Below are 25,116 nucleotides of genomic sequence, written 5' to 3' on the forward strand. Positions count from 1 at the left end.
GATCATGGCCTTGAGAAAGGAAACCCGGCAGGCCATGAACTCCCGTGGTCCGATCTATCGCCGCAACGGCCGGCAACTCGATCATTCCGCGCAAGTCGACCGCAAATCGGCACCGGCTCTGGACCACAGTCGGATATGAGTCGAATTCTCCTCAGCTCCTTCACTATCCTGCGATAGCCCGCCGCCCCCTCCATGTTGCGGCACAAAATCGTAAGTGTCTGATTGCGCACCCCGACATCCGTGCCGTAGGGTGCCAGCAATTCTCCCGTTCAGGCCACATCGTGTCGCTCCGTTCCGCCGGCGCGTTCTTCGCCAAGCTCATCCCTGCCATTCTTTCAGACCTGCGACGCATCGCCAGCCGCTCACGCGGCGAAGCCACCGTGGAAGACCTGCAGGCGGAAGCATGGATCTTGGCCGAGGAATTGAGCCAGGACCATGACCCGCCGCCGGACGCCGGCGACAAGAGCTTCCATCAACAGATCCTGGGCCGTCTCTACAATCGCTTTGTGAACTTCGCAGACAAGCGCTTGCGCTTCGCTGTGCGACTGGACGAACAGCGCGAGAACGACGACGGCGGGACGCGGGAGAACTCAGTTGCGGCAGCCCTGGCCGCGCCGGAAGACTCCGACCCTTCCCTGGCACTGGCGACACGCGAGGATGAGCGCACGCAGGAACGGCAGCTCATGGGGCGGTTCGCCGAGGCCGTGGCCTACCTGCGAGTCTTCGCCAACATGGGAAACGACCGGCCGGCGATTGCGGACCACTTTGCGATAGCGGTCTGCACGCTTCGTCGACGACTGCGGCGCGCCGAGAGGTCAGTGGAAATGCAGCCCTCGCTGTTCGACGGCATCACCGCGATTCCCGACGACTTCCTGCCGCCGCCGCGGCCGCGCAAGTACCTGAAGAACCTGGAGAAGGTCGGCGCCGACGAGATTGCGTCGACAGCCCGCGCACAGAGCCGGCTGTTCGTTCGGACCTACGTGCCGATTCGGCGGGGCTGGTGATCCGCCGGATTGCTGCGGAATGCCGAGGTGGTGACAGGCTGGGCAGCCCCGCCTGCCACGATCCCATCCGGTTTCATCCTGACTGCGCGCACCAATGAAAAACCCCCGGCACCTCCTCGCGGAAGCCCGGGGGCCGGCCGGCTCGCGCCTCCAAGCCAGAAGGGGCGGCTGGCAGCTAGCGCTTACATATTGTCGATCATCACCTGGCCAAAGCCCGAGCACGACACCTGCGTGGCGCCTTCGAGCAGGCGGGCGAAGTCGTAGGTGACCTTCTTCGACAGGATCGATTTCTCCATCGACGAGATGATCAGGTCGGCGGCCTCGGTCCAGCCCATGTGGCGCAGCATCATTTCGGCGGACAGGATCTCGGAGCCCGGGTTCACGTAGTCCTTGCCGGCGTACTTCGGCGCGGTGCCGTGGGTGGCTTCGAACATGGCCACCGAGTCGGACAGGTTGGCGCCGGGGGCGATGCCGATGCCGCCGACCTGGGCCGCCAGCGCGTCGGAGATGTAGTCGCCATTCAGGTTCAGCGTGGCGATCACCGAGTATTCGGCCGGGCGCAGCAGGATCTGCTGCAGGAAGGCGTCGGCGATGGCGTCCTTGATGACGATCTCGCGGCCGGTCTTGGGGTTCTTGAACTTGCACCACGGGCCGCCGTCGATCGGCTCGGCACCGAATTCCTTCTGCGCCAGCTCGTAGGCCCAGTCGCGGAAGCCGCCTTCGGTGAACTTCATGATGTTGCCCTTGTGCACGATGGTCACGGAGGGCTTGTCGTTGTCGATCGCGTACTGGATGGCCTTGCGCACCAGGCGCTGGGTGCCCTGGCGGGAAACCGGCTTGACGCCGATGCCCGAGGTTTCCGGGAAGCGGATCTTCTTGACGCCCATCTCGTTCTGCAGGAAGGCGATCAGCTTCTTGGCCTGCTCGCTTTCCGCTTCCCACTCGATGCCGGCGTAGATGTCTTCCGAGTTCTCGCGGAAGATCACCATGTCGATCTTCTGCGGCTCGCGCACCGGCGAAGGCACGCCCTTGAAGTAGGCCACCGGGCGCAGGCAGACGTAGAGGTCGAGTTGCTGGCGCAGCGCCACGTTCAGCGAGCGGATGCCGCCGCCGACCGGCGTGGTCAGCGGGCCCTTGATCGACACCACGTATTCCTTGAGGGCCTGCAGCGTCTCCTCGGGCAGCCACACGTCGGGGCCGTAGACCTTGGTCGACTTCTCGCCGGCGTAGATCTCCATCCACGAGATCTTGCGCTTGCCGGCGTAGGCCTTGGCCACCGCGGCGTCGACCACCTTGATCATCACCGGGGTGATGTCCAGGCCCGTTCCGTCGCCCTCGATGAAGGGGATGATCGGATTGTCCGGAACATTCAGCGAGAAATCCTGGTTGACCGTGATCTTGTCACCGGCCGGAACCTTGATGTGTTGGTACATGACGTCTCCAGTACGGAACGGGGGGATGGGACAGGCCGCCAGGCGCGCGGGCCGGGCGGCGGGATATGGGGAAGCGCGGGGGCATTTTAGCGGGATCGCCGAAGCTGCGATGGTGCGTTGCACACAGCCGCCGGCCGGTGGCACGCCAAATGCGTTCCAGTCCAGTCTTATATAAGACATAAGACTGTCTTTCATTATGCAACAAAATCCCGCGATCCGCCATCGCCACGGCGCCCTGCCGCAGCGCCGGGCCGCCGGCCGGGCGCGCGGCTGCGGCATACTGGCGCCCGTCGGCGCGTTGCCGGCATCGTCTTCCAGCCTCCGCATGACCCTGATCGCCCTGAACAAACCCTTCGGCACCATGAGCCAGTTTTCCGCGCACCCGTCGCGCCCGACGCTGGCCGACTGCGTGGCGCTGCCCGGCGTGTACCCGGCCGGCCGGCTCGATGCCGACAGCGAGGGCCTGCTGCTGCTGACCGACGACGGCGCCCTGCAGGCGCGCATCGCCGATCCGCACCACAAGCTGGCGAAGACCTACCTGGTGCAGGTGGAAAACGTGCCCGGCGCGGACGCGCTCGCGCGCCTGCGCGCGGGCGTGGACCTCGGCGACTTCCGCACCCGGCCCGCGCAGGCGCGCCTGATCGAGGAGCCCGGCTTCCTGTGGCCGCGCCAGCCGCCGGTGCGGTTCCGCGCCGCCATCCCGACGCAATGGCTGGAAATGGAGATCCGCGAGGGCAAGAACCGGCAGGTGCGGCGCATGACGGCGGCGGTCGGCTTTCCCACCCTGCGCCTGGTGCGCGTGAAGATCGGCGCGCTCGACCTGCGCGCGCTCGGGCTGGCGCCCGGGCAGTGGTGCGAGGTCTCGGCCGCGGATCTGGGCCTGCCCGCCGCCGCCGCGCCGCGCCCGCATCCCTCCCCGCGCGCGGACACGGCACGCGCGCCGGCCGGGCGGCAAACCCGGAGTCCGGGGCGCCCGCGGCGATAAAGTTACAAAAATTAACAGATCGCGGGTCAACGGCCCGCCGCCGCGCTTCGTTTTTGACAGTGACACGTCGCACACGAGTCACTCTTTCGAATCGATTCAACCTTCCGAGGTAGATAGCATGAACAAACTGATCGCTGCTCTGGTCGCCGGCCTGTTCGCCACCGGCGCTTTCGCTCAAGCCGCCGCTCCCGCACCGGCCGCTCCGGCCGCCGCGGCGCCCGCAGCGGAAGCTCCGGCTGCCAAGCCGGCCAAGAGCGCCAAGAAGAGCCACGCCAAGCACGCTCGCAAGGCCAAGGCTGCTGCGGCTGCCAAGGCTGACGCGCCGGCCGCCCAGTAAGTTCACTGCTGGCGCGCCGGACCTTGCGTCCGGCATGCGAAAGGCAGGCTGCCCGCGGGGCCGCCTGCCTTTTTTGTTGGCCGCCGCGCGGCCGGCCCGGCCGGGCAACGCGGCGAAACCATCGCGCGCGCCGCGCGCGCGATAGCTGCGTTATGCTGGCGGCTGTCCTGAACCCGTCATCCGCCGCTTCCCTTCCATGCGTCCTGTCCTCCCGTTCCTTCTCGCCGGCGGCTGCGCCGTTGCCTTCCTGACTTCCGCGCTGGCCCAGGCGCCGGCCAGCGGCCTGCCGGTCAGGCAGCTTACCGCGGGCATGTACGCGATCAAGGCGGCAATCGCCGCCACGCCGGAATCCCGCGAGCTGGGCCTGATGTACCGCAAGAACATGCCCGCCAACGAAGGCATGCTGTTCGTCTTCGAGGACAAGGCCGGGCACTGCTTCTGGATGAAGAACACCGACCTGCCGCTGTCGATCGCCTTCCTCGCCGACGACGGCGCCATCGTCAACATCGAGGACATGGCGCCGCAGACGGAAGACAACCATTGCCCGCGCGCGGCCGTGCGCTACGCGCTGGAGATGAACAAGGGATGGTTCGCGCAGAAGGGCCTGAAGGCCGGCGCGAAGATCGGCGGCCTGCCGCAGCCGCGCTAGCGGGACGGCGCGGCGGCATGCCCGACGCGCGCGGCGACCGGATCAGTCGCGGAAGTTGTTGAAGTCCAGCGGCGCCTCGGGGACGTCCTTGCGCAGCAGCGCGATCACGTTCTGCAGGTCGTCGCGCTTGGTGCCGGACACGCGCACCGCGTCGCCCTGGATGCTGGCCTGCACCTTGATCTTGCTGTCCTTGATCAGGCGCACGATCTTCTTGGCCAGGTCGCCGGTGACGCCCTTCTTGATGGTGATGACCTGCTTGACCTTGTCGCCGCTGATCTTCTCGGTCTTGCCGTAGTCGAGGAAGCGCACGTCCACGTTGCGCTTGGCCATCTTGTTGATCAGCACGTCCTTGACCTGGCCGAGCTTGAAATCGTCGTCGGCGAACGCGGTCAGCTCGTTTTCCTTGTGCTCGACCCGCGCGTCCGATCCCTTGAAGTCGAAACGGGTGGTGATTTCCTTGTTGGCCTGCTCGACCGAGTTCTTCACCTCGACCATGTTCGCTTCGCACACTACGTCAAACGACGGCATTTGCACTCTCCTTGTCTTGCCTGTTGCTGATGTTGCTGATGTTGCGGTGTAGCGCCGCCCGCCCGCGGCGGGCCGGCGGCGGCGCTTACGTATAATCCAACCTACCCTGCAGTCCGGCGCCGCCGCGCGGCCGCCGCTTCACCTTTCCCTTGCATGGCAGATTTCCACGAATTTTATCCCCTGCGCCGCCACAATACATTGGGATTCGACGTGCGCGCGCGCTTCGCCGCGCATGTGCGCAGCGAGGCCGACTTGCGGCAGGCGCTGGCCGACCCGCGCGCGCAGGGGCTGCCGCTGGTGGTGCTGGGCGGCGGCAGCAACGTGGTGCTCACGCGCGACCTCGACGCGCTGGTGCTGCTGATGGAGATTCCGGGCTACGCGGCCCGCGCGGCCGACGACGCTTTCCTGGTGACGGCCGGCGCCGGCGAGAACTGGCACGCGCTGGTCTGCCGCGCCATCGCCGACGGCATGCCGGGCCTGGAAAACCTGGCGCTGATCCCCGGCACCGCCGGCGCCGCGCCGATCCAGAACATCGGCGCCTATGGCGTGGAGCTGCGCGAGCGCTTCGACAGCCTGCGCGCCTGGGACCGCCAGGCCGGCGCATTCGTCACGCTCACGCGCGAGCAGTGCCGCTTCGCCTACCGCGACAGCCTGTTCAAGGCCGAGGGCCGCGACCGCTACATCATCACCGCGGTCACGCTGCGGCTGCCGCGGCCGTGGCAGCCGGTGCTGGGCTACGCGGAACTGGCGCGGGAAATCGCCCAGGGGCCGGATGCGCCAGATACCTCGGATGCGTCAAACGCGCCGGTCAGCGCCGCGCGCATCCGCGACGCCATCATCGCGATCCGCTCGCGCAAGCTGCCCGACCCGGCCGAGATCGGCAACGCGGGCAGCTTCTTCAAGAATCCGGTGGTGAGCGCGGCGCAGCGCGACGCGCTGCTGGCCCGGCATCCCGGGCTGGTCAGCCATGCCCAGCCCGACGGCAGCTACAAGCTGGCGGCCGGCTGGCTGATCGACCAGTGCGGTCTCAAGGGCCTGCGCGACGGCGCGGTCGGCGTGTACGGCAAGCAGGCCCTGGTGCTGGTGCACCACGGCGGCGGCAACGGGCAGGAACTGCTGGCGCTGGCGCAGCGCATCGCCGAGACGGTGGCGGCGCGCTTCGGCGTGCGCATCGAGCCCGAGCCGGTCATCCTCTAGGCCGCGCCCGGGCGGGCGCGGCGCCGTGCTTCGGGTGCGGCCTTCGGGTGCGTCCTTCGGGTGCGCTTTTCAGGCGCGTGCTTCAGGCAAAGTGGCAGACGTAGTCCAGGGTTTCCAGCACTTCGATGTCGAAGCTGCTGTTGCCCGGCACGTCGAACCGTTGGCCCGCGCCGTAGGTGTTCCACTGCGCCTCGCCGGCCAGGCGCACGCGGCAGCTGCCCGCGTTGATCTCCATGATTTCCGGCGCGCCCGTGTTGAAGGTCAGCGCGGCGGGGAAGATCACGCCCAGCGTCTTGCGGGTGCCGTCCGGGAACAGCACGGTGTGGCTGACGCACTTGCCGTCGAAGTAGAGGTTGGCTTTCTTGACGACGGAAACGTTGTCGAACTGGCTCATGCTTTTTCTCCTTTGATGCGGTTCTGGGTGTCTCTGGGGGCGGTGCCGGCGATAGCGGCGGCAGCGGCGCGGCGCAAAAAAAAGGGGCCGTGGCGGCCCCTCTTCCCTGCTGCCATCTGCTGCCGGCCCGTGCCAGGCCGGTAGCCGTCTGCGGGCGTTACTCGCCGCGCTGGCGGCGCGCGTTCTCGGCGATGCGCATGCGCAGCGCGTTGAGCTTGATGAAGCCGCCGGCGTCGGCCTGGTTGTAGGCGCCGCCGTCGTCGTCGAAGGTCGCGATGGTCTTGTCGAACAGCGTGTCCTTCGAGTCGCGCGCGACCACGATGACGTTGCCCTTGTACAGCTTGACGCGGACCCAGCCGTTGACCTTGGCCTGGGTGTGGTCGATCAGGACCTGCAGCGCGCGGCGTTCCGGGCTCCACCAGTAGCCGTTGTAGATCAGGCTGGCGTAGCGCGGCATCAGGTCGTCCTTCAGGTGCGCGACTTCGCGGTCGAGCGTGATCGACTCGATGGCGCGGTGGGCCTTGAGGATGATGGTGCCGCCGGGGGTTTCGTAGCAGCCGCGGCTCTTCATGCCGACGTAGCGGTTTTCCACCAGGTCCAGGCGGCCGATGCCGTGCTTGCCGCCGAGGCGGTTCAGCTCGGTCAGCACTTCGGCCGGCGACAGGCGCTTGCCGTTCAGGCCGACGATGTCGCCGCCGTCGAATTCGATGTCAAGGTACTCGGCCGCGTCAGGCGCATTCTCGGGCGACACGGTCCAGCGCCACATGTCTTCCTCGGCCTCGGCCTTGGGGTCTTCGAGGTGGCGGCCTTCGAACGAGATGTGCAGCAGGTTGGCGTCCATCGAGTACGGCGCGCCGCCCTTCTTGTGCTTCATGTCGATGTCGATGCCGGCCTTCTCGGCGTAGGCCAGCAGCTTCTCGCGCGACAGCAGGTCCCACTCGCGCCACGGCGCGATGACCTTCACGCCCGGCTCGAGGCCGTAGTAGCCCAGCTCGAAGCGGACCTGGTCGTTGCCCTTGCCGGTGGCGCCGTGCGACACGGCATCCGCGCCGGTGCTGCGCAGGATCTCGATCTGGCGCTTGGCGATCAGCGGGCGCGCGATCGAGGTGCCGAGCAGGTATTCGCCTTCGTAGACCGCGTTGGCGCGGAACATCGGGAAGACGAAGTCGCGCACGAATTCCTCGCGCAGGTCGTCGATGAAGATGTTCTCGGGCTTGATGCCGAACTTGAGCGCCTTCTGGCGGGCCGGCTCGAGTTCCTCGCCCTGGCCGATGTCGGCGGTAAAGGTGACCACCTCGCATTGATAGGTGTCCTGCAGCCACTTCAGGATCACCGAAGTGTCCAGCCCGCCGGAGTAGGCAAGCACGACTTTCTTGATATCGCTCATGTTCGACTCGATGCGCAAAGTAAGCGCGGCCGGCATGGTTGCCGGACACGCGAGAAATTGATGCGGAAAACCGCTATTTTGACACGTCCGCCCGGGCTTGGGCGGCACTTCCGGCCCTCAGGCCGCGCGGGCCCGCGGCGCCGGCGCGCCGGATGTGCGCCATGCGCTGCGCGCGGCGTTTCCGGCCGGCGCCCCGCTCAGTAGCGGCCGCAGAGCAGGTATTCCATCAGGGCCTTCTGCACGTGCAGGCGGTTCTCGGCCTCTTCCCACACCACGCTCTTGGGACCGTCGATCACCGCCGCCTCGACTTCCTCGCCGCGGTGGGCGGGCAGGCAGTGCATGAACAGCGCGTCGGGATTGGCACGGTCCATCATGACCGTGGTCACCATCCAGTCCTGGAACGCGCGCTTGCGCGCGTCGTTCTCGGCCTCGAAGCCCATGCTGGTCCACACGTCGGTGGTGACGAGGTCCGCGCCCTGGCACGCGGCCAGCGGATCGGCGAACACGTTGACCAGGTGCGCGGCCGAGGCCGGCACCATCGCCGGGTCGAGCTGGTAGCCCGGCGGCGCCGAGAAATGGAAGTTGAAGCCGAGCCGCTCGGCCGCCTGGATCCAGGTGTAGGCCATGTTGTTGGCGTCGCCGATCCACGCCACGGTCTTGCCGCGGATGCTGCCGCGCTGCTCGATGTAGGTGAACACGTCCGCCAGCACCTGGCAGGGATGGTATTCGTTGGTCAGCCCGTTGATCACCGGCACGCGCGAATGCGCGGCGAAGCGCTCGATGATCTCCTGGCCGAAGGTGCGGATCATGATGATGTCGACCATGCGCGAGATCACCTGCGCCGCATCCTCGATCGGCTCGCCGCGCCCGAGCTGGGAATCGCGCGTGTTGAGGAACACCGCGTGGCCGCCGAGCTGGTGGATGCCGGCCTCGAACGACAGGCGCGTGCGGGTCGAATTCTTCTCGAAGATCATGGACAGCGTGCGGTCGTGCAGCGGGTGCCATGTCTCGTAATTCTTGAACTTGGCCTTCAGAATCCGCGCGCGGTCCAGCAGGTACTCGTACTCGTCGGGAGTCAGGTCGCTGAACTGGAGGTAATGCTTGATCGAAGTTGGGCTCATAAAACAAAGAAGGCGGCTCGGTGGGGGCACGCCGCCATGAAGGGTTTCATGGCCTGAGCATGCCGCGGAGCCGCCTTTCGCGTCGCTTGCGCAATTTAACTGCAAGAATCATAAGGGATTATTCCTGCTTTGGCGAGCCTGCGGGGCGCGCGAAGGTGGCCCCGGAGCTTATGCTCAGGTCTTATATAAGATATAATACTGGCTGATTCACGCGGGGCCAGGCATACCGATGCCGCTGCCCGCCGCCGGCATCAAAAGTGCCCCCGCCGACACCGACGCCCCGCTGTCCAGGCCTGGAAAAGAAACGAACCAAACGTTTCCCGGCCGCGTCAAACGGGCTTTGCGTCTGGACGAAGTCTGGCGGGTTTACCGTCGAGTCACCCGTCTTATCCCCGCAGTCCAATGAAGCCCATCGTTCGCGAATATTTCATCCAAGGCATCACCAGGGAAGGCAAGACCTTCCGTCCGAGCGACTGGGCAGAGCGGCTGTGCGGCGTGATGGCGCAATTCCGCCCCGAGGGAGACACCGGGGACCCCCGCATCACCTACTCGCCTTACGTGCGGCCCGTGATGACGGGCAACGTCAAGACCGTGGTGGTCGACGTGCGGCTGCGCGACATCGAACCCAAGGCGCTCGACTTCGTGCTCAACTTCGCGCGCGACAACAACCTGCAACTGGTCGAAGCCTGCTCGCTCGACTGAGCGGAGCGCGCGGGACCGGCATCGCCGCGGCGGTGCCGGCGGGATTGCCGGGCGGCCGGCGCCGGGGCCAGGAAAAAGACAGCGCGCAAGGAAAGCGGAAAACAAAAAAGCTCGTCGAATGACGAGCTTCTTGCATTGTGCGAAACCGCGCCGTGGCGATCCCGCGTTCCGGCCATCCACCGTGCCGCCATGCTCCGCGCCGGTTATCCGGCGCGACCCATGCTGGTCGGCACGAGGCCGGAGGCGCCCGGCGTCAGCCCGGCGCCGCGGCCGCTATCAGGCAGCCATCGACTTGATGGCCGACGACAGGCGCGACTTGTGGCGTGCAGCCTTGTTCTTGTGCACGATCTTCTTGTCGGCGATGGAGTCGATGATCGCTTGCGAGTTCTTGAAGATCTCGGCGGCGGCAGCCTTGTCGCCGGCTTCGATGGCCTTGCGGACGGCCTTCACGGCGGTGCGCAGACGCGAGCGCAGGCTGGAGTTGTGAGCGTTTTGGGCGACGGCCTGGCGAGCGCGCTTGCGGGCTTGTGCGGAATTTGCCATTTAAGTAGATTTCCTGAATTCAGATGCGTGCTCCACGGACGTACTGGGACGTAACCGCAGGCACAATTAAGTGCACATCAAGCGACCCGGGATGCACTGGCACACGAATCCGGAACGCAACTATCCTTGTGAATCGGCAATTATACACACAAGAAAAAGCCACTGGCAAGCTCGCCCGCATCGGCGGACAGGTGGGTGACGTGCGGGTGACGCATGGGGCCGCGCGCGGGAAGCCACCGGGCCGGACCGTATAATACGCGCCACACCGGCGCGCCCGGCGTGGCCCCGATGCAACTTCGGCGCGCGCCCGGCGTCTCAAGCCGGTCCGCCCGACGGCTGGCAGCATGCCGCCGCAGCCTCTCCCCCTTGCCGCCGACCACCTTGAACCTGCTCAAAGCGCTCGCCACCATCAGCAGCCTGACGATGCTGTCGCGCATCACCGGCCTCATGCGCGAGATCCTGATCGCCCGCGCCTTCGGGGCCTCGGACATGACCGACGCCTTCAACGTGGCCTTCCGCATCCCCAACCTGCTGCGCCGCATCTTCGGCGAGGGCGCGTTCTCGCAGGCCTTCGTGCCGATCCTCGGCGAATACCACAGCAAGCGCGGCGAGGACGAGACGCGCGCGCTGATCGACGCCGTGGCCACGGTCATGACCTGGGTGCTGATGGGCGTGTCGCTGCTGGGCGTGGTCGGCGCGCCGCTGGTGATGCTGGTGGTGGCCACCGGCTTTCACCAGCAGGGCGGCGAGACCTACGACGCCGCGGTCTTCATGACGCGCGTGATGTTCCCCTACATCGGCCTGATCTCGCTGGTGGCGCTGGCCTCGGGCATCCTCAACACCTGGCGCCGCTTCGCCATGCCGGCCTTCACGCCGGTGCTGCTCAACCTGTGCCTGATCGCGGCCGCGCTGTTCGTCGGGCCGCGCATGGCGCAGCCGATCTACGCGCAGGCGTGGGGCGTGCTGGTCGGCGGCGTGCTGCAGCTGGCGGTGCAGATCCCCGCGCTGCGGCGGCTCGGCGTGATGCCGCGGCTGAGCTTCAACCTGCGCGCGGCCTGGTCGGACCCGGGCGTGCGCCGCGTCATGCGGCAGATGGCGCCGGCCCTGCTGGCGGTCTCGGTGGCGCAGATCAGCCTCATCATCAATACCAACATCGCCTCGCGGCTGGCCGCCGGCAGCGTGTCCTACCTGACCTATGCCGACCGCCTGATGGAGTTCCCCACCGCGCTGCTGGGCGTGGCGCTCGGGACCATCCTGCTGCCGAGCCTGTCGAAGGCCAGCGCCGAGGGCAACCGCGACGAATACTCCGGCCTGCTCGACTGGGGCCTGCGCCTGACCTTCCTGCTGGCGGTGCCGTGCGCGGTGGGGCTGTTCGTGTTCGGCACGCCGCTGACCGCGGTGCTGTTCAACTACGGCAAGTTCGACGCCCACGCGGTGGAAATGACGCGCCAGGCGCTGGTGTCGTACGGCACCGGCCTGCTCGGCCTGATCCTCATCAAGATCCTGGCGCCGGGCTTCTACGCGCGCCAGGACATCCGCACGCCGGTCAAGATCGCGCTGCTGGTGCTGGTGATCACGCAGCTGTCCAACTACGTGTTCGTGCCGCGCATGGGCCATGCCGGGCTGGCGCTGTCGATCAGCTTCGGCGCCACGGTCAATGCGCTGCTGCTGTTCCTGGGCCTGCGCCGGCGCGGTTTCTACACGCCGGCCCGGGGCTGGCTGCTGTTCCTGGCCCAGTTGCTGACCGCCGTGCTGCTGCTGGCCGGCATGCTGCTGTGGTTCGCCCGCACCTTCGACTGGGTGGGCCTGGGCGCCACGCCGCTGCTGCGCATCGCCCTGCTCGGCTCGTGCCTGGTACTTGCGGCGGTCGTCTACTTCGGTACACTGTGGCTCATGGGGCTGAGATACTCCGCGTTCAAGCGCAGAGCCGGCTAGGAAGCCCCGCCAGCCAATCCGCCGGATGCCGCGCCCAGGAGTGCGCGGCGCAGAGCCGGATGGCCATGTGCGGTGCAGGGTCAAGGCAAGCGAGGTGGTGCCACAATGAGTGCCAGAATGAGACAAGGCGGCCGCGCCAGGGCGGGCGGCCGCGCGACCGCCGCCCTGCCGTCTTCGGGAATGCCGCGATGACAACCACGAAAGTCCTGGACTACTTCGCCAGCCTCGTGGCAGACGAGCACGGCATCCCGCTGACCGAGACGGTGCTCTCGATCGCCCAGGATGCCTATCCTGACCTTGACCTGCAGTCGGAACTGGCCGCGCTCGACATGCTCGCGGTCCGGCTCAAGCGCCGCGTCGCCGAGGGCACGCCGGCCATCCAGCGCCTGCGCCTGCTCAATCATTTCTTCTACCGCGACCTGGGCTTCGGCGCCAACGCGAACGACTACTACGACCCGGACAATTCCTACCTGAACGTGGTGCTCAAGCAGCGCCGCGGCATTCCCATCTCGCTGGCGGTGCTCTACATGGAGCTGGGGCAGCAGATCGGCCTGCCGCTCAAGGGCGTGTCCTTTCCCAACCATTTCCTGGTGCGGATGTCGATCCCGGCCGGCGAGGTGGTGGTGGACCCGCTCACGGGCGAGACGCTGTCCAAGGAACAGCTGCAGGACATGCTGGACCCGCACCTGGAGCGCGAAGGCATCGCCGATCCCAACGAGGTGCCGCTGGGACTGTTCCTGCAGGTGGCCAGCCACCGCGAGATCGTGGCGCGCGTGCTGCGCAACCTCAAGTCGATCTACCTGCAGGAATCGCGCTGGCAGCGCCTGCTGGCGGTGCAGAACCGGCTGGTGATCCTGCTGCCGGGCTCGATCGAGGAAGTGCGCGACCGCGGCCTGGCCTACGCCAACCTGGAGTGCTTCCGCCCGGCGCTCGAAGACCTCGAAGCCTACGTGATGGCGCGGCCCGACGCGGCCGACACCACCCAGATCCGCGACCGCATGCCGGCGCTGCGCCTGATGAGCCGCAGCGTCAGCTGAGCTCCGGTTGAGCGCCGCGGCGCCTCAGGACGTGCGGCGCTTGCCGCCGCGCACCAGCTTCCACAGCCCACCCAGCACCAGCGGCACGATGGCCGCGCCGATGCCGGCCAGCACGATCAGGTTCAGGTACTGCTTGATGAACGGCAGGTTGCCGAAGAAGTAGCCGGCGAACACCAGGCCCAGCACCCAGGCGGCCGCGCCCAGCACGTTGAACAACTGGAACTTGGCGAAGGTCATCTGCGACACGCCCGCGACGAACGGCGCGAAGGTGCGCACGATCGGCAGGAAGCGGGCCATCACCAGCGTCTTGCCGCCGTGGCGCTCGTAGAAATTGTGCGTCTTGCGCAGTGCCGTCTGGTCGAGGAAGCGCCAGTGCCCGTCGAACACCTTGGGGCCCACCCAGCTGCCCACCAGGTAGTTGACGGTATTGCCGCCCACGGCCGCCACCAGCAGCAGCCCGACCAGCGCCCATTCGTTCATGGCGCCCGTGGCGCAGAAGGCGCCGGCGATGAAAAGCAGGGAATCGCCCGGCAGGAACGGCAGCACCACCAGGCCGGTCTCGGCAAAGACGATGGCGAAGAGGATCGCATAGACCCATCCGCCATAGTTCTGGATGACCGTGCCAAGGTATTTGTCGACGTGCAGCAGCATGTCGATGAACTGCAAAGCGATGTCCAATTGAATCCCCGTTCTAGATCTAGCCGACATCATACAAGACCGCACCGGCGCCAAAGCCACCTGCGGCGCCCTGCGGGCGAGGGGCACGCGCACGTATAATTCCGCCATGCCCGCCGAAGCCATCCGCCCTGCCCAGCCCCTGCGTCCCATCCGCCCGCTGCCCGACCAGTTGATCAGCCAGATCGCGGCCGGCGAGGTGGTCGAGCGCCCCGCCTCCGTGGTCAAGGAGCTGCTGGAGAACGCGCTGGACGCCGGCGCCACCCAGCTCAACATCCGCCTGGAGGAAGGCGGCGTGCGCCGCATCGTGATCGCCGACAACGGCTGCGGCATCCCCGCGGCCGAGCTGCCGGTCGCGCTGATGCGCCACGCCACCAGCAAGATCGCCTCGCTCGACGAGCTCGAATCCGTGCTGACGCTGGGCTTTCGCGGCGAGGCGCTGGCCTCGATCGCCTCGGTCTCCGAGCTGACGCTGACCAGCCGCACCGCCGACGACGCGCATGCCACGCTGGTCGCCGCCGACAGCGGCAAGGTGCAGCCGGCCTCCGGCGGCGTCGGCACCACCGTCGACGTGCAGCACCTGTACTTCAACACGCCGGCGCGCAGAAAGTTCCTGAAGTCCGAGCAGACCGAGTTCGGGCATTGCCTGGAGATGGTGCGGCGCGTGGCGCTGGCGCGCCCGGACGTCGCCATCACGGTCCATCACAACGGCCGCCCGATGGAGCACTGGAACGCCGGCGACGTGGCCACGCGCACGGCGCAGGTGCTCGGCGCCGATTTCGCGCGCGCCCGCCTGCCGCTCGACGAGGAAGCCGACACCCTGCACCTGTACGGTTTCGCCGGCCTGCCGACCGCCTCGCGCGGCCGCCCAGACCAGCAGTTCTTCTTCGTCAACGGCCGCTACGTGCGCGACAAGCTGCTCACCCACGCGGTGCGCAGCGCCTACCAGGACGTGCTGCACGGCGACCGCTTCCCGTCCTATGTGCTGTGCATGGACCTGCCGCCGGAAATGGTGGACGTGAACGTGCACCCGTCCAAGATCGAGGTGCGCTTCCGCGAATCGCGCGCGGTGCACCAGTTCGTCTACCACGCCGTGCAGCGCTGCCTGGCCCGCCAGGCCGGCGCGCAGGGCGACAGCCTGCACAGCACGACCGGCGATGCCGAGGCGCCCCCGCCGCCGCGCGGTGGCGGCCTCGGCGGCGGCCTCGGCGGCGCGCTGCCGGCAAGGGGCGGCGCGCCCGGCGGCGGCGGCATGAGTGCCGGCAGCGGTGCCGGCGTGCGGCCCTGGGTCGACTACACCGCCGCCGCGCGCCAGACCGAGCTCGGCGTCATGCAGCCGCGCCAGGCCTACCTCGGCATGGTGCGCGACGCGATCCAGCCCGGCGGCGGCTTCGCGCGCCCGGCCGCGCCGGCGCCCGGCGGCCATGCGGATGGCGCCGGCACGCCGCCGGCCTGGCTGGCCGATGCCCGTGCCGCCCGCGAGAACGACCCGCCCGGCCTGCTCGAAACGGCGCCGCCGCGGGAAGAATCCGCGGCCGACGACGCCCACCCGCTCGGCTTCGCCATCGCCCAGCTGCACGGCATCTACGTGCTCGCGCAGAACGCGCGCGGGCTGGTGCTGGTCGACATGCACGCCGCCCACGAACGCATCCTCTACGAGCAGATCAAGACCGCGCTCGACGCGCGCGAGCTCGCCGTGCAGCCGCTGCTGATCCCGGTCACGCTGACCGCCAGCCCGGTGGAGATCGGCGCCGCCGAGGAACACCAGGACACGCTCGCGCTGCTGGGCTTCGACATCGCGCCGGTGTCGCCCACCACGCTCGCGGTGCGCGCCATCCCGGCGCTGCTCAAGCAGGCCGACACCGAGGCGCTGGCGCGCGACGTGCTGCGCGACCTGCAGTCGTTCGGCGGCTCGCGCGTGCTGGCCGAGCGGCAGAACGAGCTGCTCGCCACGCTGGCCTGCCACAGCGCCGTGCGCGCCAACCGCAAGCTCACCGTGGAAGAGATGAACGCGCTGCTGCGCCAGATGGAGCAGACCGAGCGTGCCGACCAGTGCAACCACGGCCGGCCCACCTGGGTGCAGTTGTCGGTGGCCGAGCTGGACCGGCTGTTCCTGCGCGGCCAGTAAGCCCGCCGCGCCCGCCGTGACAGCCCCCGCCTCCGCCGGCCACGCCGCGCCCGTCGTCTGCCTGCTCGGCCCCACCGCGTCGGGCAAGACCGCCGCCGCGCTGGCGCTGGCCGCGCGCGCGCCGGTCGAGATCATCAGCCTCGACTCGGCGCTGGTCTACCGCGGGATGGACATCGGCACCGCCAAGCCGTCCGCCGCCGAACTGGCCGCGGTGCCGCACCACCTGATCGACATCATCGACCCGGCCGAGAGCTATTCGGCCGCGCAGTTCGTGGCCGACGCCGAGCGCCTGACCGGCGAGATCCGCGCGCGCGGCCGCGCGCCGCTGATCGTGGGCGGCACCATGCTCTACTACAAGGCGCTCACGCAGGGCCTGAACGACCTGCCGCAGGCCGACGCCGCGGTGCGCGCCGAACTCGACGCGCTCGCCGCCGCGCGCGGCTGGCCGGCGCTGCATGCGATGCTGGCCCAGGTCGATCCCGTCACCGCCGCGCGGCTGGCGCCCAACGACGCCCAGCGCATCCAGCGCGCGCTGGAGATCCACCGCCTCACCGGCCAGCCCATGTCGGCGCTGCTGGCGCGCCAGGCCGACGAGCGCACCTTCGCCGGCGCCGCCGACCGGCGCTACCGCGTGATCGCGCTCGAGCCGTCCGACCGCGCCGCGCTGCACGCGCGCATCGCGGCGCGCTACGACGCCATGCTGGCCGGCGGCTTCATCGAGGAAGTGGAGCGCCTGCGCGCGCGCGGCGACCTGCAGCCGACGCTGCCCTCGATCCGCTGCGTGGGCTACCGCCAGGTGTGGGAATACCTCGACGGCGAAACCGACTACGCCACCATGCGCGAGCGCGGCATCGCCGCCACGCGGCAGCTCTGCAAGCGCCAGCTGACCTGGCTGCGCAGCACGCCCGAGCGCGAGGTGGTGGACTGCCTCGCGCCCGACTACGCGGCGCAGGTGGCGCGGCTGGCAAGCATCGGGCAGGCATGACGAGGCGGCGCGCCGCCTGAATGCCGCAGCGGCATCGCAATCGGGACCGAATCGGAGCCGAAGTGATGGATACGCGATAATCGCCGCTTATCGACTGACGATCCCGCGACCCGCCATGCCCGCCTCCGCTCCCGCCTTCACCCTGCGCCCCGCCACCGCCGCCGACTGCGAAACCCTGTTCACGCTGATCTCCGCGCTGGCCGAATACGAAAAGCTGACCCATCTGGTCGAAGCCACGCCGCGCAAGCTGGAGGAAGCGCTGTTCGGCGCGCGCCCGCTGGCCGAGGCGGTGCTGGTGGAAGTGCCCGGCGCGCAAGGCCCGCAGGCGGTCGGCTTCGCCCTGTTCTTCCACAATTTCTCGACCTTCCTGTCAAGGCGCGGGCTCTACCTGGAAGACCTCTACGTGGACCCGGCCTGGCGCGGCCACGGCATGGGCAAGGCGCTGCTCCGGCACCTCGCGGCGCTGGCGGTCGAGCGCGGCTGCGGCCGTTTCGAATGGACCGTGCTGGACTGGAACACGCCGTCGATCGACTTCTACCGCGCGATGGGCGCCGACGTGCTGCCGGACTGGCGCATCTGCCGCGTGACCGGCGACGCGCTGGCGAAGATGGGGGCGGCTGGCTGAACTGGCGCAGTTGCAGAGCCACCGCCGGTTTGCGCGTTGTTTGGGCTAGCTCGCGCGGTGTGGGCGCATCTGGCGGCGTCGTTCATTGCCCTCGGTTTGCTCCCCTCTCCCGCTTGCGGGAGAGGGGCCGGGGGAGAGGGCCGGCGCCGGCGAATGCTGCCGTGCTGGACAACACCATTGGCTTCGTTCCTGGCCGCTACGCTGGACCACACCGCTGGCCCCGCTTGATGTGGCTCCTGGTCAAACCGCCCCTCTCCCCGTGAGGGGAGAGGGAGAACACCTTGCTTGGGCTAGCGCTGACGGCGTGGGCGTATCTGGCGGCTTCGGCAAGCGTACGGGAACAGCCGGAACGCTCAGACCACCACGGTCTGCGCCTGGCCTTCGGCGCGCTCGCGGATCTCGCCGATCTGCCACACGGCTTCGCCGGCGGCCTGCAGATGGGTGATGGCGCGCGCGGCGTCTTCCTTCGCCACGATCACCACCATGCCGATGCCGCAGTTGAACACGCGGTGCATCTCGTCGTCGGCCACGTTGCCCTGGGCCTGCAGCCACTGGAACAGCGGCGGCAGGGTCCAGGCGTCGCGCTGGAGCACGGCGGCCACGTTCTGCGCCAGCACGCGCGGCACGTTCTCGGTCAGGCCGCCGCCGGTGATGTGGGCCATGCCCTTGACCGGCAGGGTCTCGATCAGCGACAGCAGCGGCTTCACGTAGATGCGCGTGGGCGCCATGATGGCGTCCTGCAGGCGCTGGCCGTGGAAATCGGCGTTCAGGTCGGGCCGGGCCACCTCGATGATCTTGCGCACCAGCGAGTAGCCGTTGGAGTGCGCGCCCGACGAGGCCAGGCCCAGCACCACGTCGCCCGGCACGATGGCGCTGCCGTCGATGATGCGGCTTTTCTCGACCGCGCCGACGGCGAAGCCGGCCAGGTCGTATTCGCCGTCCGGGTACATGCTCGGCATCTCGGCGGTCTCGCCGCCGATCAGCGCGCAGCCGGCCAGCTCGCAGCCGTGGGCGATGCCCTGGATCACGGTGGCGGCGGTCTCCACGTCGAGCTTGCCGCAGGCGAAGTAGTCGAGGAAGAACAGCGGCTCGGCGCCCTGCACCAGGATGTCGTTGACGCTCATGGCCACCAGGTCCTGGCCCACGGTGTCGTGGCGGTTGAGCTGGAAGGCCAGCTTGAGCTTGGTGCCCACGCCGTCGGTGCCGGACACCAGCACCGGCTCCTGGTATTTCTTCGACAATTCGAACAGCGCGCCGAAGCCCCCGATGCCGGCCATCACGCCCTCGCGCATGGTGCGCTTGGCGAACGGCTTGATGCGGTCGACAAGCGCGTCGCCCGCATCGATATCGACGCCGGCATCGCGGTAGGAAAGGCCTGCCTGGCCGGAAGTGGGGGATGCGCTCATAGAACCTGCTCGTCCTGGGGGTATGAAGTGAGGAATGCGGCGCTCACGACGGCGATTTGCGGCCGCGAGTCCAGTAGAATCGCAATTTTAACGGATACAGGCTGCCGCCTTCCAGTTTCCGGTTCTTCGCGTCATGAAGTCTTGCCCCCATTCACTGCCGATGCACGCCACCGCTGCCGACCGCGGCCGGCGCCCCCACGTGCCGGCCGCGGTCGGCGCGGGCGCGGGGCGGCGCGTTTACCGGGCAGCAGGCCTTCACCCCAGGTAACCGAAAAGCCATGTATCCGCGCCCCAAGCAGCTTTCGCTTGAACTTGGCAGCCCGCCGCCGTCGACCTTCGAGAATTTCTTCGTGGCCGCCAACCGCGAGCCGGTGCAGCGCCTGCGCGACCTGGCCCCGGCGGTGGCGCAGGAGCGCGCGCCCGACCGCCTGATCTACCTGTGGGGCGAGACCGGCTCGGGCCGCACCCACCTGCTGCACGCGGTGTGCGAGAGCGGCTACCAGGCCGGCATCCGCTGCCGCTACCTGAGCCCGCACCACGCGCTGTCGGACTTCATCTTCGATCCGAGCTGCCAGCTCTACACGGTCGACGACGTGGAACTGCTCGACGAAGCGCGCCAGATCGCCGTGTTCTCGCTCTACAACGAAGTGCGCGCCCACGTGCGCACCGCACTGGTGGTGGCCGGCAGCGTGGCGCCGCTGGCCATGCCGGTGCGCGAGGACCTGCGCACGCGGCTGGGCTGGGGCCTGGTCTACCAGCTCGCGCCGCTGTCGGACGAAGACAAGATGACCGCGCTGGTGCAGGCCGCGCGCGAGCGCGGCCTGCAGCTTTCGCCCGAGATCCCGCACTGGCTGGTCACGCGCCACTACCGCGACATGCCCAGCCTGATGGCGCTGCTGGACGCGCTCGACACCTATTCGCTCGAGCGCAAGCGCGCCGTCACGCTGCCGCTGCTGCGGGAAATGTTCGCGGAGCTGCGCGAGTGAGCGCACGCAGCCGGCACCGCCCCCGCAGCCCCTGGCATGCCGCGTGCTTGCCTGCGTTGGGGCGCAGCGACGCCAAGAAACCGGCAACAATCACGTTAATGTAAAATCGCCGCCCATGAATCTGGCATTGTTCGACCTCGACCATACCCTGCTCCCGACCGACAGCGACCACGAATGGGGGCGCTTCCTCGTGCGCCTGGGCGTCGTCGACGAGGAAACCTACCGCCGCAAGAACGAGGAGTTCTACGGGCAGTACAAGGCAGGCACCCTGGATATACAAGCCTTCCTGCGCTTCGCGCTGGCGCCGCTGGCGGCCAATCCGCGCGACCGCCTCGAAACCTGGCGCAAGCAGTTCATGCGCGAAGTGATCGATCCGGTCATCACGCCGCAGGCGCGCGCGCTGGTCTACAAGCACCTCGACGCCGGCGACCTGTGCGCGGTGGTCACCGCCACCAACAGCTTCGTCACCGCGCCGATCACCGCCGCCTTCGGCATCAAGCACCTGATCGCCACCGAGCCGGCCACCGCCAACGGGCAGCCGGACGGCGCCTTCACCGGCGAGGTGGCGGGCCTGCCGAGCTTCCGCGAGGGCAAGATCGCCCGCGTCGAAGCCTGGCTCAAGAGCATGGGCACCCAGTGGGATGCCTTCGAAACCACCACCTTCTACAGCGATTCGGCCAACGACCTGCCGCTACTGGAAAAGGTCAGCGAACCGATCGCCGCCAACCCGGACGATCGCCTGCGTCACCACGCCGCCGCGGCCGGCTGGCGCATCATGGATCTGTTCTGACGTGATCAAGAAGCTAATCAACCGGCTGCTCGGCAAGCCGGGCCCCCAGCAGCGCCCCGTCAAACGCCGTGGCCGCGCCGGCACGCCGCACATCGTGCCGCACGACGAGCACCAGATCGACCAGTCGCTGATCTCGCGCAACGCCATCAAGGTCACCTCCACGCTGCAGCAGGCCGGCTACCAGGCCTTCATCGTGGGCGGCGCGGTGCGCGACCTGCTGCTGGGCATCAAGCCCAAGGACTTCGACGTCGCCACCAACGCCACGCCCGACCAGGTGCAGGCGCTGTTCCGCCGCTCGCGCATCATCGGCCGGCGCTTCCAGATCGTGCACGTGACCTTCTACGGCGGGCGCGAGCAGGAGATCATCGAGGTCTCCACCTTCCGCGCGCTGGTCGACGCGGTGGCCAGCGAGACCCTGCCCGAGGGGCGCCGCCTCAAGCGCGCCGAGCTCGACAGCAAGACCCACGCGATCGACGCCTCGGGCCGCGTGCTGCGCGACAACGTGTGGGGCTCGCAGGCGGAGGACGCGGAACGCCGCGACTTCACCATCAACGCGATGTACTACGACCCGGCCGAGCAGACGGTGTATGACTACCATCACGGCATGGAAGACATCCGCGCGCGCACGCTGCGCATGATCGGCGACCCGGTCACGCGCTACCGCGAGGACCCGATCCGCATGCTGCGCGTGGTGCGCTTCGCCGCCAAGACCGGCTTCGGCATCGACGAGGACACGCGCCAGCCGATCGCCGACCTGGCCTCGCTGATCCACAACGTGCCCAGCGCGCGCCTGTTCGACGAGATGCTCAAGCTGCTGATGTCCGGCCACGCCTGGGCCTCGCTGCAGGAGCTGCGCAAGGCCGGCCTGCACAAGGGCCTGCTGCCGCTGCTGGACGTGGCGATCGAGCAGCCGATGGGCCAGCGCTTCGTGCAGCTGGCGCTCGACAACACCGACCAGCGCGTGCAGGTCGGCAAGCCGGTCTCGCCGGGCTTCCTGTTCGCCGCGCTGCTGTGGCACCACGTGCTGCAGCGCTGGACCGCGCTGCGCGAGCAGGGCGAGCACGCCATCGCCGCGCTCAACACGGCGATGGACGACGTGCTCGAGCGCCAGACCGGCCAGCTCGCCATCCAGCGCCGCTTCGTCACCGACATGCGCGACATCTGGGGCATGCAGCCGCGCTTCGAGAAGCGCGTGGGCCGCATGCCGCACCGCCTGATCGAGTCGCCGCGCTTTCGCGCCGGCTTCGACTTCCTGCAGCTGCGCTGCGACTCCGGCGAGCAGCCGGCCGAGCTGGCGCGCTGGTGGCAGGACTTCCAGAACGCCGACGGCGAGCGCCGCGAGGCCCTGATCGACGCCGTGCGCCCGCCGCGCGGCGGCAAGCAGGGCGGTGGCGGCGGCAGCGGTGGCGGCAGCCCCGACGGCGGCGAACCGTCCGGCGACTGGGACGGCGGCGATGGCGGCGACGGCAGCGAGAGCGGCGGCCCGGCGCGCAAGAAGCGCCGCCGGCGCAGTCCGCGGAAATCGGATAAAGTTTCCTCCCGGAGTGATATGGACGCGAGCCAGGATGCCGGCTCGGCTGAAGACCGGAACGCCGGCAAGGTGCGCGTCCAGCCGGAGGAATCGTAATGACAGTTGCCTTTATCGGCATCGGGGCCAACCTGGGCGATGCCCGGCAGGCCCTCAAGGATGCCATCGTGTGCCTGGCCCAGCAGGTCGGCATCACGGTGCTGGCGAGATCGTCGCTTTACCGCACGGCCCCGGTCGACGCGGGCGGCGACGACTACTTCAACGCGGTGGTGAAGGTGGAAACCCCGTTCACCGCGGCCCAGCTATTGCGCATCTGCCACCACATCGAGGACCAGTTCGGCCGCGAGCGCCCGTTCCGCAACGCGCCGCGCACGCTCGACCTCGACCTGCTGCTGTTCGGCGACGAGATCCACGGCGACGAGCATCTCACGGTGCCGCATGCGCGCGTGGCCGAGCGCGCCTTCACGCTGGTGCCGCTGCTGGAGCTGGACCCCGCGCTGGTGATCCCGGGCCGCGGCCCGGCCGCCGACTTCCTGCCAGCGGTCAATACGCAGCGCATCGAGAAATTCTCGTTCTGCCAGTGCACGCGGCAGAAAACGGAAGCGCGCGACGCTTCCTGACGGCGCGGCATCCCGGGGCGCGCCGTCAGGAAACGTCGCGCTCCCCGGCCCGCCTCCCCTAGCCGACCGGACCCGCCCATGCTCGAACATCTGCGCAGGATCGTGGTGGAAGGCCCCATCGGCGCCGGCAAGACGGCGCTGGCGCAGCGCCTGGCGCAAACCCTGCGCGCCGGCGAGCTGCTCGACGGCGCCCGCGGCAATCCCTTCCTCGACCGCTATTACCGCGAGCCGGCGCGCTACGCGCTGCCGCTGCAGCTGTCGCTGCTGAACCAGCGCGCGCAGCAGTTGCAGGCGTGGCAGGCGGCGCTGCTGGCCGGCCAGCGCATGGTGGGCAATTTCCTCCATGCCCGCGACCGGCTCTACGCGGGCCTGACGCTGCCCGAGGACGAGCTGGCGCTGTACGACGCCCTCGCCGCGCGCCTGCCCGCGCAGAGCCAGCGCACGGACCTGGTGATCGTGCTGCAGGCCTCGCCCGCGCTGCTGCGCGAGCGCATCGCGCGGCGCAACGCGCCCGGCGAGTCCAGCATCGACGACACCTACCTGGAGCGCCTGTGCGGCGCCTACGGCGAGCTGTTCCACCGCTACGACGAGGCGCCGGTGATGATCGTCGATACCGCCCACTTCAACCCGGTGGACAACGACGGCGATTTCCGTACACTACTGTCGCGCATCGAAGACATGCGCGGCCGCAAGGCCTTTCTCAATCTCGCTGCGCCCTGACAGGTTCCCGCCTGCCAGCCCGACCATAACGACAGCAGCCGCTGCCGCGCACCGCGGCAAAGCGGATTGCAGGGGACAACGGCCCGCCGCATGGCCTGAAGCGGCCCGCCCGCCTCCCGTCTCTCTACCGGCCCAACGTCATGAGCTACCTCCTCGATCCCTCCCGCAAGACCGTCACCATTCCCAAGCTGCAGGCGATGCGCGCCGCCGGCGAAAAGATCGCCATGCTGACCGCCTACGACTCCAGCTTCGCCGCGCTGCTCGACTACTGCGGCGTCGAAGTGCTGCTGGTCGGCGACTCCCTCGGCAACGTCATGCAGGGCCAGCAGACCACGCTGCCCGTGACGCTGGAACAGATGGCCTACCACACCGAATGCGTGGCGCGCGGCAATCAGAGCGCGCTGCTGGTGGCGGACCTGCCGTTCGGCACCTACCCCACGCCCGAGACCGCCTTCGCCAGCGCCGCCACGCTGATGCGCGCGGGCGCGCAGATGGTCAAGCTCGAAGGCGGCGACTGGCTCGCGCCGACCGTGCAGTTCCTGGTCGAGCGCAGCGTCCCGGTGTGCGCGCACATCGGCCTGACGCCGCAGTCGGTGCATGCGCTGGGCGGCTTCAAGGTGCAGGGCAAGACCGACGAGAGCGCCGCGCAGCTCAAGCGCGACGCCCTCGCGCTGCAGGCCGCGGGCGCGCAGCTGATCGTGATGGAAGCGGTGCCGGCGGCGCTGGCGGGCGTGGTCACGGGCCTGCTGACGATTCCCACCATCGGCATCGGCGCGGGCGTGGACTGCTCGGGCCAGGTGCTGGTGCTGCAGGACATGATCAACGTCTACCCGGGCCGCAAGGCCAAGTTCGTGCGCAACTTCATGGAAGGCGCCGCGTCGATCGAGGCCGCCGTGCGCGCCTACGTGGCGGCCGTGAAGGACAGCAGCTTCCCGGCGGCGGAGCACACCTTCTCCGCCTGATCCGCCTGACCCTGCCTCAGCCGGCGGCCAGCACCGCCGGCAGCACGCCGCGCAGCGCGTTGGCCAGCGCCAGCGCCTCGCGGCGCGCCAGCATGGCGCGCGTGACCACGGCCTCGCGCGCCGGCCCGCCCAGGTAGCGCGCGCCGTCGGCCAGCACCGCCGCGCGCATCACGCCGGGCAGGACGTGCGCCGCCAGCGGCGGCGTCAGCCACTCGCCATCCACCTTGACGAACACTGAGCTGCGCCCGCCTTCGAGCAGTTCGCCGCGCGTGTTGAAGAACAGGCTGTCGAACGCGCCGGCGCGCTCGGCGGCCTGCCAGCCGGCGTCGAACACGGCGCGCGCGCTGGTCTTGTGGCGGCGCAGCGGGTCCGCGTCCGGCAGCGGCTGCGGCGCCAGCAGCGCCGCGACCGGCGCGGCGGCCAGCGGCGCCAGCGCGCC

26 protein-coding genes are annotated in these 25,116 nt (G+C 68.8%); 17 read left to right on the plus strand and 9 right to left on the minus strand.

The window, feature by feature from the left end; translation table 11 throughout:
- The first annotated feature begins 281 nt into the window (after positions 1–281).
- Entirely contained in the window at positions 282–1,004 is a 723-nt protein-coding gene (locus tag K206_RS0107150) for a hypothetical protein (RefSeq protein WP_020201729.1), read from the plus strand.
- Between the two features lie 182 nt (positions 1,005–1,186).
- Here K206_RS0107150 and icd read toward each other — a convergent pair whose 3' ends face one another.
- Entirely contained in the window at positions 1,187–2,437 is a 1,251-nt protein-coding gene (gene icd / locus K206_RS0107155) for an NADP-dependent isocitrate dehydrogenase (RefSeq protein WP_020201730.1), read from the minus strand.
- Positions 2,438–2,762: 325 nt separating this feature from the next.
- Between icd and K206_RS0107160 the strand changes: the two genes are divergently transcribed.
- From K206_RS0107160 to K206_RS0107170, 3 genes are all read left to right on the plus strand, one after another.
- Positions 2,763–3,422 (plus strand): pseudouridine synthase, encoded by a 660-nt coding sequence (locus K206_RS0107160; RefSeq protein WP_020201731.1) that lies wholly within the window; start codon positions 2,763–2,765, stop codon positions 3,420–3,422.
- Positions 3,423–3,540: 118 nt separating this feature from the next.
- Positions 3,541–3,759 (plus strand): hypothetical protein, encoded by a 219-nt coding sequence (locus K206_RS0107165; RefSeq protein ID WP_020201732.1) that lies wholly within the window; start codon positions 3,541–3,543, stop codon positions 3,757–3,759.
- A gap of 196 nt (positions 3,760–3,955) precedes the next feature.
- Positions 3,956–4,408, plus strand: a complete 453-nt coding sequence (locus K206_RS0107170) for a DUF192 domain-containing protein (RefSeq protein ID WP_020201733.1) — start codon at positions 3,956–3,958, stop codon at positions 4,406–4,408.
- Between the two features lie 42 nt (positions 4,409–4,450).
- Here the strand turns inward: K206_RS0107170 and K206_RS0107175 are convergent, their stop codons facing one another.
- Entirely contained in the window at positions 4,451–4,936 is a 486-nt protein-coding gene (locus K206_RS0107175; protein WP_020201734.1) for a YajQ family cyclic di-GMP-binding protein, read from the minus strand.
- Positions 4,937–5,089: 153 nt separating this feature from the next.
- Here K206_RS0107175 and murB point away from each other — a divergent pair, with 153 nt between their 5' ends.
- Positions 5,090–6,133: a UDP-N-acetylmuramate dehydrogenase gene (gene murB, locus K206_RS0107180; RefSeq protein ID WP_029043328.1), complete on the plus strand. Its 1,044-nt coding sequence runs from the start codon at positions 5,090–5,092 to the stop codon at positions 6,131–6,133.
- Between the two features lie 82 nt (positions 6,134–6,215).
- Here the strand turns inward: murB and K206_RS0107185 are convergent, their stop codons facing one another.
- The 3 genes from K206_RS0107185 to argF all read right to left on the minus strand — a co-directional run bounded on the left by K206_RS0107185 (position 6,216) and on the right by argF (position 9,035).
- Complete coding sequence (locus K206_RS0107185; protein WP_020201736.1) at positions 6,216–6,527, minus strand: pyrimidine/purine nucleoside phosphorylase; 312 nt, start codon at positions 6,525–6,527, stop codon at positions 6,216–6,218.
- 157 nt (positions 6,528–6,684) lie between these two features.
- On the minus strand, positions 6,685–7,914 hold the full coding sequence (locus K206_RS0107190; protein WP_029043329.1) for an argininosuccinate synthase: 1,230 nt from the start codon (positions 7,912–7,914) through the stop codon (positions 6,685–6,687).
- 197 nt (positions 7,915–8,111) lie between these two features.
- Positions 8,112–9,035, minus strand: a complete 924-nt coding sequence (gene argF / locus K206_RS0107195) for an ornithine carbamoyltransferase (RefSeq protein ID WP_020201738.1) — start codon at positions 9,033–9,035, stop codon at positions 8,112–8,114.
- A 402-nt stretch (positions 9,036–9,437) separates the two neighbouring features.
- On the opposite strand from argF, the gene K206_RS0107200 reads away from it, so the two are divergent.
- Positions 9,438–9,737: a DUF3579 domain-containing protein gene (locus tag K206_RS0107200; RefSeq protein ID WP_020201739.1), complete on the plus strand. Its 300-nt coding sequence runs from the start codon at positions 9,438–9,440 to the stop codon at positions 9,735–9,737.
- Between the two features lie 276 nt (positions 9,738–10,013).
- On the opposite strand, the gene rpsT is transcribed toward K206_RS0107200, so the two are convergent.
- Positions 10,014–10,280 carry a 30S ribosomal protein S20 gene (gene rpsT / locus K206_RS0107205; RefSeq protein WP_020201740.1) on the minus strand — a complete coding sequence of 89 codons (267 nt, stop codon included), beginning with the start codon at positions 10,278–10,280 and terminating at the stop codon, positions 10,014–10,016.
- A gap of 381 nt (positions 10,281–10,661) precedes the next feature.
- On the opposite strand from rpsT, the gene murJ reads away from it, so the two are divergent.
- Together murJ and K206_RS0107215 are read left to right on the plus strand one after the other, a co-directional pair.
- Positions 10,662–12,215, plus strand: a complete 1,554-nt coding sequence (gene murJ, locus K206_RS0107210) for a murein biosynthesis integral membrane protein MurJ (RefSeq protein ID WP_020423702.1) — start codon at positions 10,662–10,664, stop codon at positions 12,213–12,215.
- Positions 12,216–12,403: 188 nt separating this feature from the next.
- Positions 12,404–13,252, plus strand: coding sequence for a SirB1 family protein (locus K206_RS0107215; protein ID WP_020201742.1), 849 nt, complete (start codon positions 12,404–12,406; stop codon positions 13,250–13,252).
- A 24-nt stretch (positions 13,253–13,276) separates the two neighbouring features.
- Here K206_RS0107215 and K206_RS0107220 read toward each other — a convergent pair whose 3' ends face one another.
- Positions 13,277–13,903, minus strand: a complete 627-nt coding sequence (locus K206_RS0107220) for a VTT domain-containing protein (protein ID WP_369796869.1) — start codon at positions 13,901–13,903, stop codon at positions 13,277–13,279.
- Between the two features lie 133 nt (positions 13,904–14,036).
- On the opposite strand from K206_RS0107220, the gene mutL reads away from it, so the two are divergent.
- From mutL to K206_RS0107235, 3 genes are all read left to right on the plus strand, one after another.
- Positions 14,037–16,055 (plus strand): DNA mismatch repair endonuclease MutL, encoded by a 2,019-nt coding sequence (gene mutL / locus K206_RS0107225; protein ID WP_020201744.1) that lies wholly within the window; start codon positions 14,037–14,039, stop codon positions 16,053–16,055.
- 16 nt (positions 16,056–16,071) lie between these two features.
- Complete coding sequence (miaA, locus tag K206_RS0107230; protein ID WP_020201745.1) at positions 16,072–17,040, plus strand: tRNA (adenosine(37)-N6)-dimethylallyltransferase MiaA; 969 nt, start codon at positions 16,072–16,074, stop codon at positions 17,038–17,040.
- Positions 17,041–17,155: 115 nt separating this feature from the next.
- Positions 17,156–17,665 (plus strand): GNAT family N-acetyltransferase, encoded by a 510-nt coding sequence (locus tag K206_RS0107235; protein ID WP_020201746.1) that lies wholly within the window; start codon positions 17,156–17,158, stop codon positions 17,663–17,665.
- Between the two features lie 353 nt (positions 17,666–18,018).
- Here K206_RS0107235 and purM read toward each other — a convergent pair whose 3' ends face one another.
- Complete coding sequence (gene purM / locus K206_RS0107240) at positions 18,019–19,071, minus strand: phosphoribosylformylglycinamidine cyclo-ligase (protein ID WP_020201747.1); 1,053 nt, start codon at positions 19,069–19,071, stop codon at positions 18,019–18,021.
- 278 nt (positions 19,072–19,349) lie between these two features.
- Between purM and hda the strand changes: the two genes are divergently transcribed.
- The 6 genes from hda to panB all read left to right on the plus strand — a co-directional run bounded on the left by hda (position 19,350) and on the right by panB (position 24,677).
- Positions 19,350–20,057: a DnaA regulatory inactivator Hda gene (gene hda / locus K206_RS0107245; protein ID WP_020201748.1), complete on the plus strand. Its 708-nt coding sequence runs from the start codon at positions 19,350–19,352 to the stop codon at positions 20,055–20,057.
- A 115-nt stretch (positions 20,058–20,172) separates the two neighbouring features.
- Entirely contained in the window at positions 20,173–20,847 is a 675-nt protein-coding gene (locus tag K206_RS0107250; RefSeq protein WP_029043330.1) for an HAD family phosphatase, read from the plus strand.
- A 1-nt stretch (position 20,848) separates the two neighbouring features.
- A complete protein-coding gene (pcnB, locus tag K206_RS0107255; RefSeq protein ID WP_020201750.1) occupies positions 20,849–22,474 on the plus strand; it encodes a polynucleotide adenylyltransferase PcnB in 1,626 nt (541 codons plus the stop codon).
- The gene (folK, locus tag K206_RS0107260) at positions 22,474–22,995 is read left to right on the plus strand and encodes a 2-amino-4-hydroxy-6-hydroxymethyldihydropteridine diphosphokinase (protein WP_020201751.1); all 522 of its coding nucleotides are present in this window, start codon (positions 22,474–22,476) and stop codon (positions 22,993–22,995) included. The genes pcnB and folK overlap by 1 nt, the downstream gene beginning before the upstream one ends.
- 78 nt (positions 22,996–23,073) lie before the next feature.
- Positions 23,074–23,715: a deoxynucleoside kinase gene (locus K206_RS0107265; protein WP_020201752.1), complete on the plus strand. Its 642-nt coding sequence runs from the start codon at positions 23,074–23,076 to the stop codon at positions 23,713–23,715.
- 140 nt (positions 23,716–23,855) lie between these two features.
- Positions 23,856–24,677, plus strand: a complete 822-nt coding sequence (gene panB / locus K206_RS0107270; protein ID WP_020201753.1) for a 3-methyl-2-oxobutanoate hydroxymethyltransferase — start codon at positions 23,856–23,858, stop codon at positions 24,675–24,677.
- A gap of 16 nt (positions 24,678–24,693) precedes the next feature.
- Here the strand turns inward: panB and K206_RS0107275 are convergent.
- The coding region (locus K206_RS0107275) for an aminotransferase class IV (RefSeq protein WP_029043331.1) at positions 24,694–25,116 on the minus strand (423 nt) is incomplete at its 5' end.

Source organism: Cupriavidus sp. WS (assembly GCF_000395345.1).
Lineage (GTDB): Bacteria > Pseudomonadota > Gammaproteobacteria > Burkholderiales > Burkholderiaceae > Cupriavidus > Cupriavidus basilensis_B.

Bases quoted from the DNA above. Each gene is read 5' to 3' on its own strand.
- argF (WP_020201738.1), bottom strand. From the start codon at position 9,035: ATGAGCCCAACTTCGATCAAGCATTACCTCCAGTTCAGCGACCTGACT.
- K206_RS0107200 (WP_020201739.1), top strand. From the start codon at position 9,438: ATGAAGCCCATCGTTCGCGAATATTTCATCCAAGGCATCACCAGGGAA.
- K206_RS0107215 (WP_020201742.1), top strand. From the start codon at position 12,404: ATGACAACCACGAAAGTCCTGGACTACTTCGCCAGCCTCGTGGCAGAC.
- mutL (WP_020201744.1), top strand. From the start codon at position 14,037: ATGCCCGCCGAAGCCATCCGCCCTGCCCAGCCCCTGCGTCCCATCCGC.
- K206_RS0107165 (WP_020201732.1), top strand. From the start codon at position 3,541: ATGAACAAACTGATCGCTGCTCTGGTCGCCGGCCTGTTCGCCACCGGC.
- folK (WP_020201751.1), top strand. From the start codon at position 22,474: ATGACAGTTGCCTTTATCGGCATCGGGGCCAACCTGGGCGATGCCCGG.
- K206_RS0107190 (WP_029043329.1), bottom strand. From the start codon at position 7,914: ATGAGCGATATCAAGAAAGTCGTGCTTGCCTACTCCGGCGGGCTGGAC.
- K206_RS0107250 (WP_029043330.1), top strand. From the start codon at position 20,173: ATGAATCTGGCATTGTTCGACCTCGACCATACCCTGCTCCCGACCGAC.
- purM (WP_020201747.1), bottom strand. From the start codon at position 19,071: ATGAGCGCATCCCCCACTTCCGGCCAGGCAGGCCTTTCCTACCGCGAT.
- icd (WP_020201730.1), bottom strand. From the start codon at position 2,437: ATGTACCAACACATCAAGGTTCCGGCCGGTGACAAGATCACGGTCAAC.
- K206_RS0107175 (WP_020201734.1), bottom strand. From the start codon at position 4,936: ATGCCGTCGTTTGACGTAGTGTGCGAAGCGAACATGGTCGAGGTGAAG.
- panB (WP_020201753.1), top strand. From the start codon at position 23,856: ATGAGCTACCTCCTCGATCCCTCCCGCAAGACCGTCACCATTCCCAAG.
- K206_RS0107160 (WP_020201731.1), top strand. From the start codon at position 2,763: ATGACCCTGATCGCCCTGAACAAACCCTTCGGCACCATGAGCCAGTTT.
- hda (WP_020201748.1), top strand. From the start codon at position 19,350: ATGTATCCGCGCCCCAAGCAGCTTTCGCTTGAACTTGGCAGCCCGCCG.
- rpsT (WP_020201740.1), bottom strand. From the start codon at position 10,280: ATGGCAAATTCCGCACAAGCCCGCAAGCGCGCTCGCCAGGCCGTCGCC.
- murB (WP_029043328.1), top strand. From the start codon at position 5,090: ATGGCAGATTTCCACGAATTTTATCCCCTGCGCCGCCACAATACATTG.
- K206_RS0107170 (WP_020201733.1), top strand. From the start codon at position 3,956: ATGCGTCCTGTCCTCCCGTTCCTTCTCGCCGGCGGCTGCGCCGTTGCC.
- K206_RS0107265 (WP_020201752.1), top strand. From the start codon at position 23,074: ATGCTCGAACATCTGCGCAGGATCGTGGTGGAAGGCCCCATCGGCGCC.
- K206_RS0107220 (WP_369796869.1), bottom strand. From the start codon at position 13,903: ATGCTGCTGCACGTCGACAAATACCTTGGCACGGTCATCCAGAACTAT.
- K206_RS0107235 (WP_020201746.1), top strand. From the start codon at position 17,156: ATGCCCGCCTCCGCTCCCGCCTTCACCCTGCGCCCCGCCACCGCCGCC.
- K206_RS0107185 (WP_020201736.1), bottom strand. From the start codon at position 6,527: ATGAGCCAGTTCGACAACGTTTCCGTCGTCAAGAAAGCCAACCTCTAC.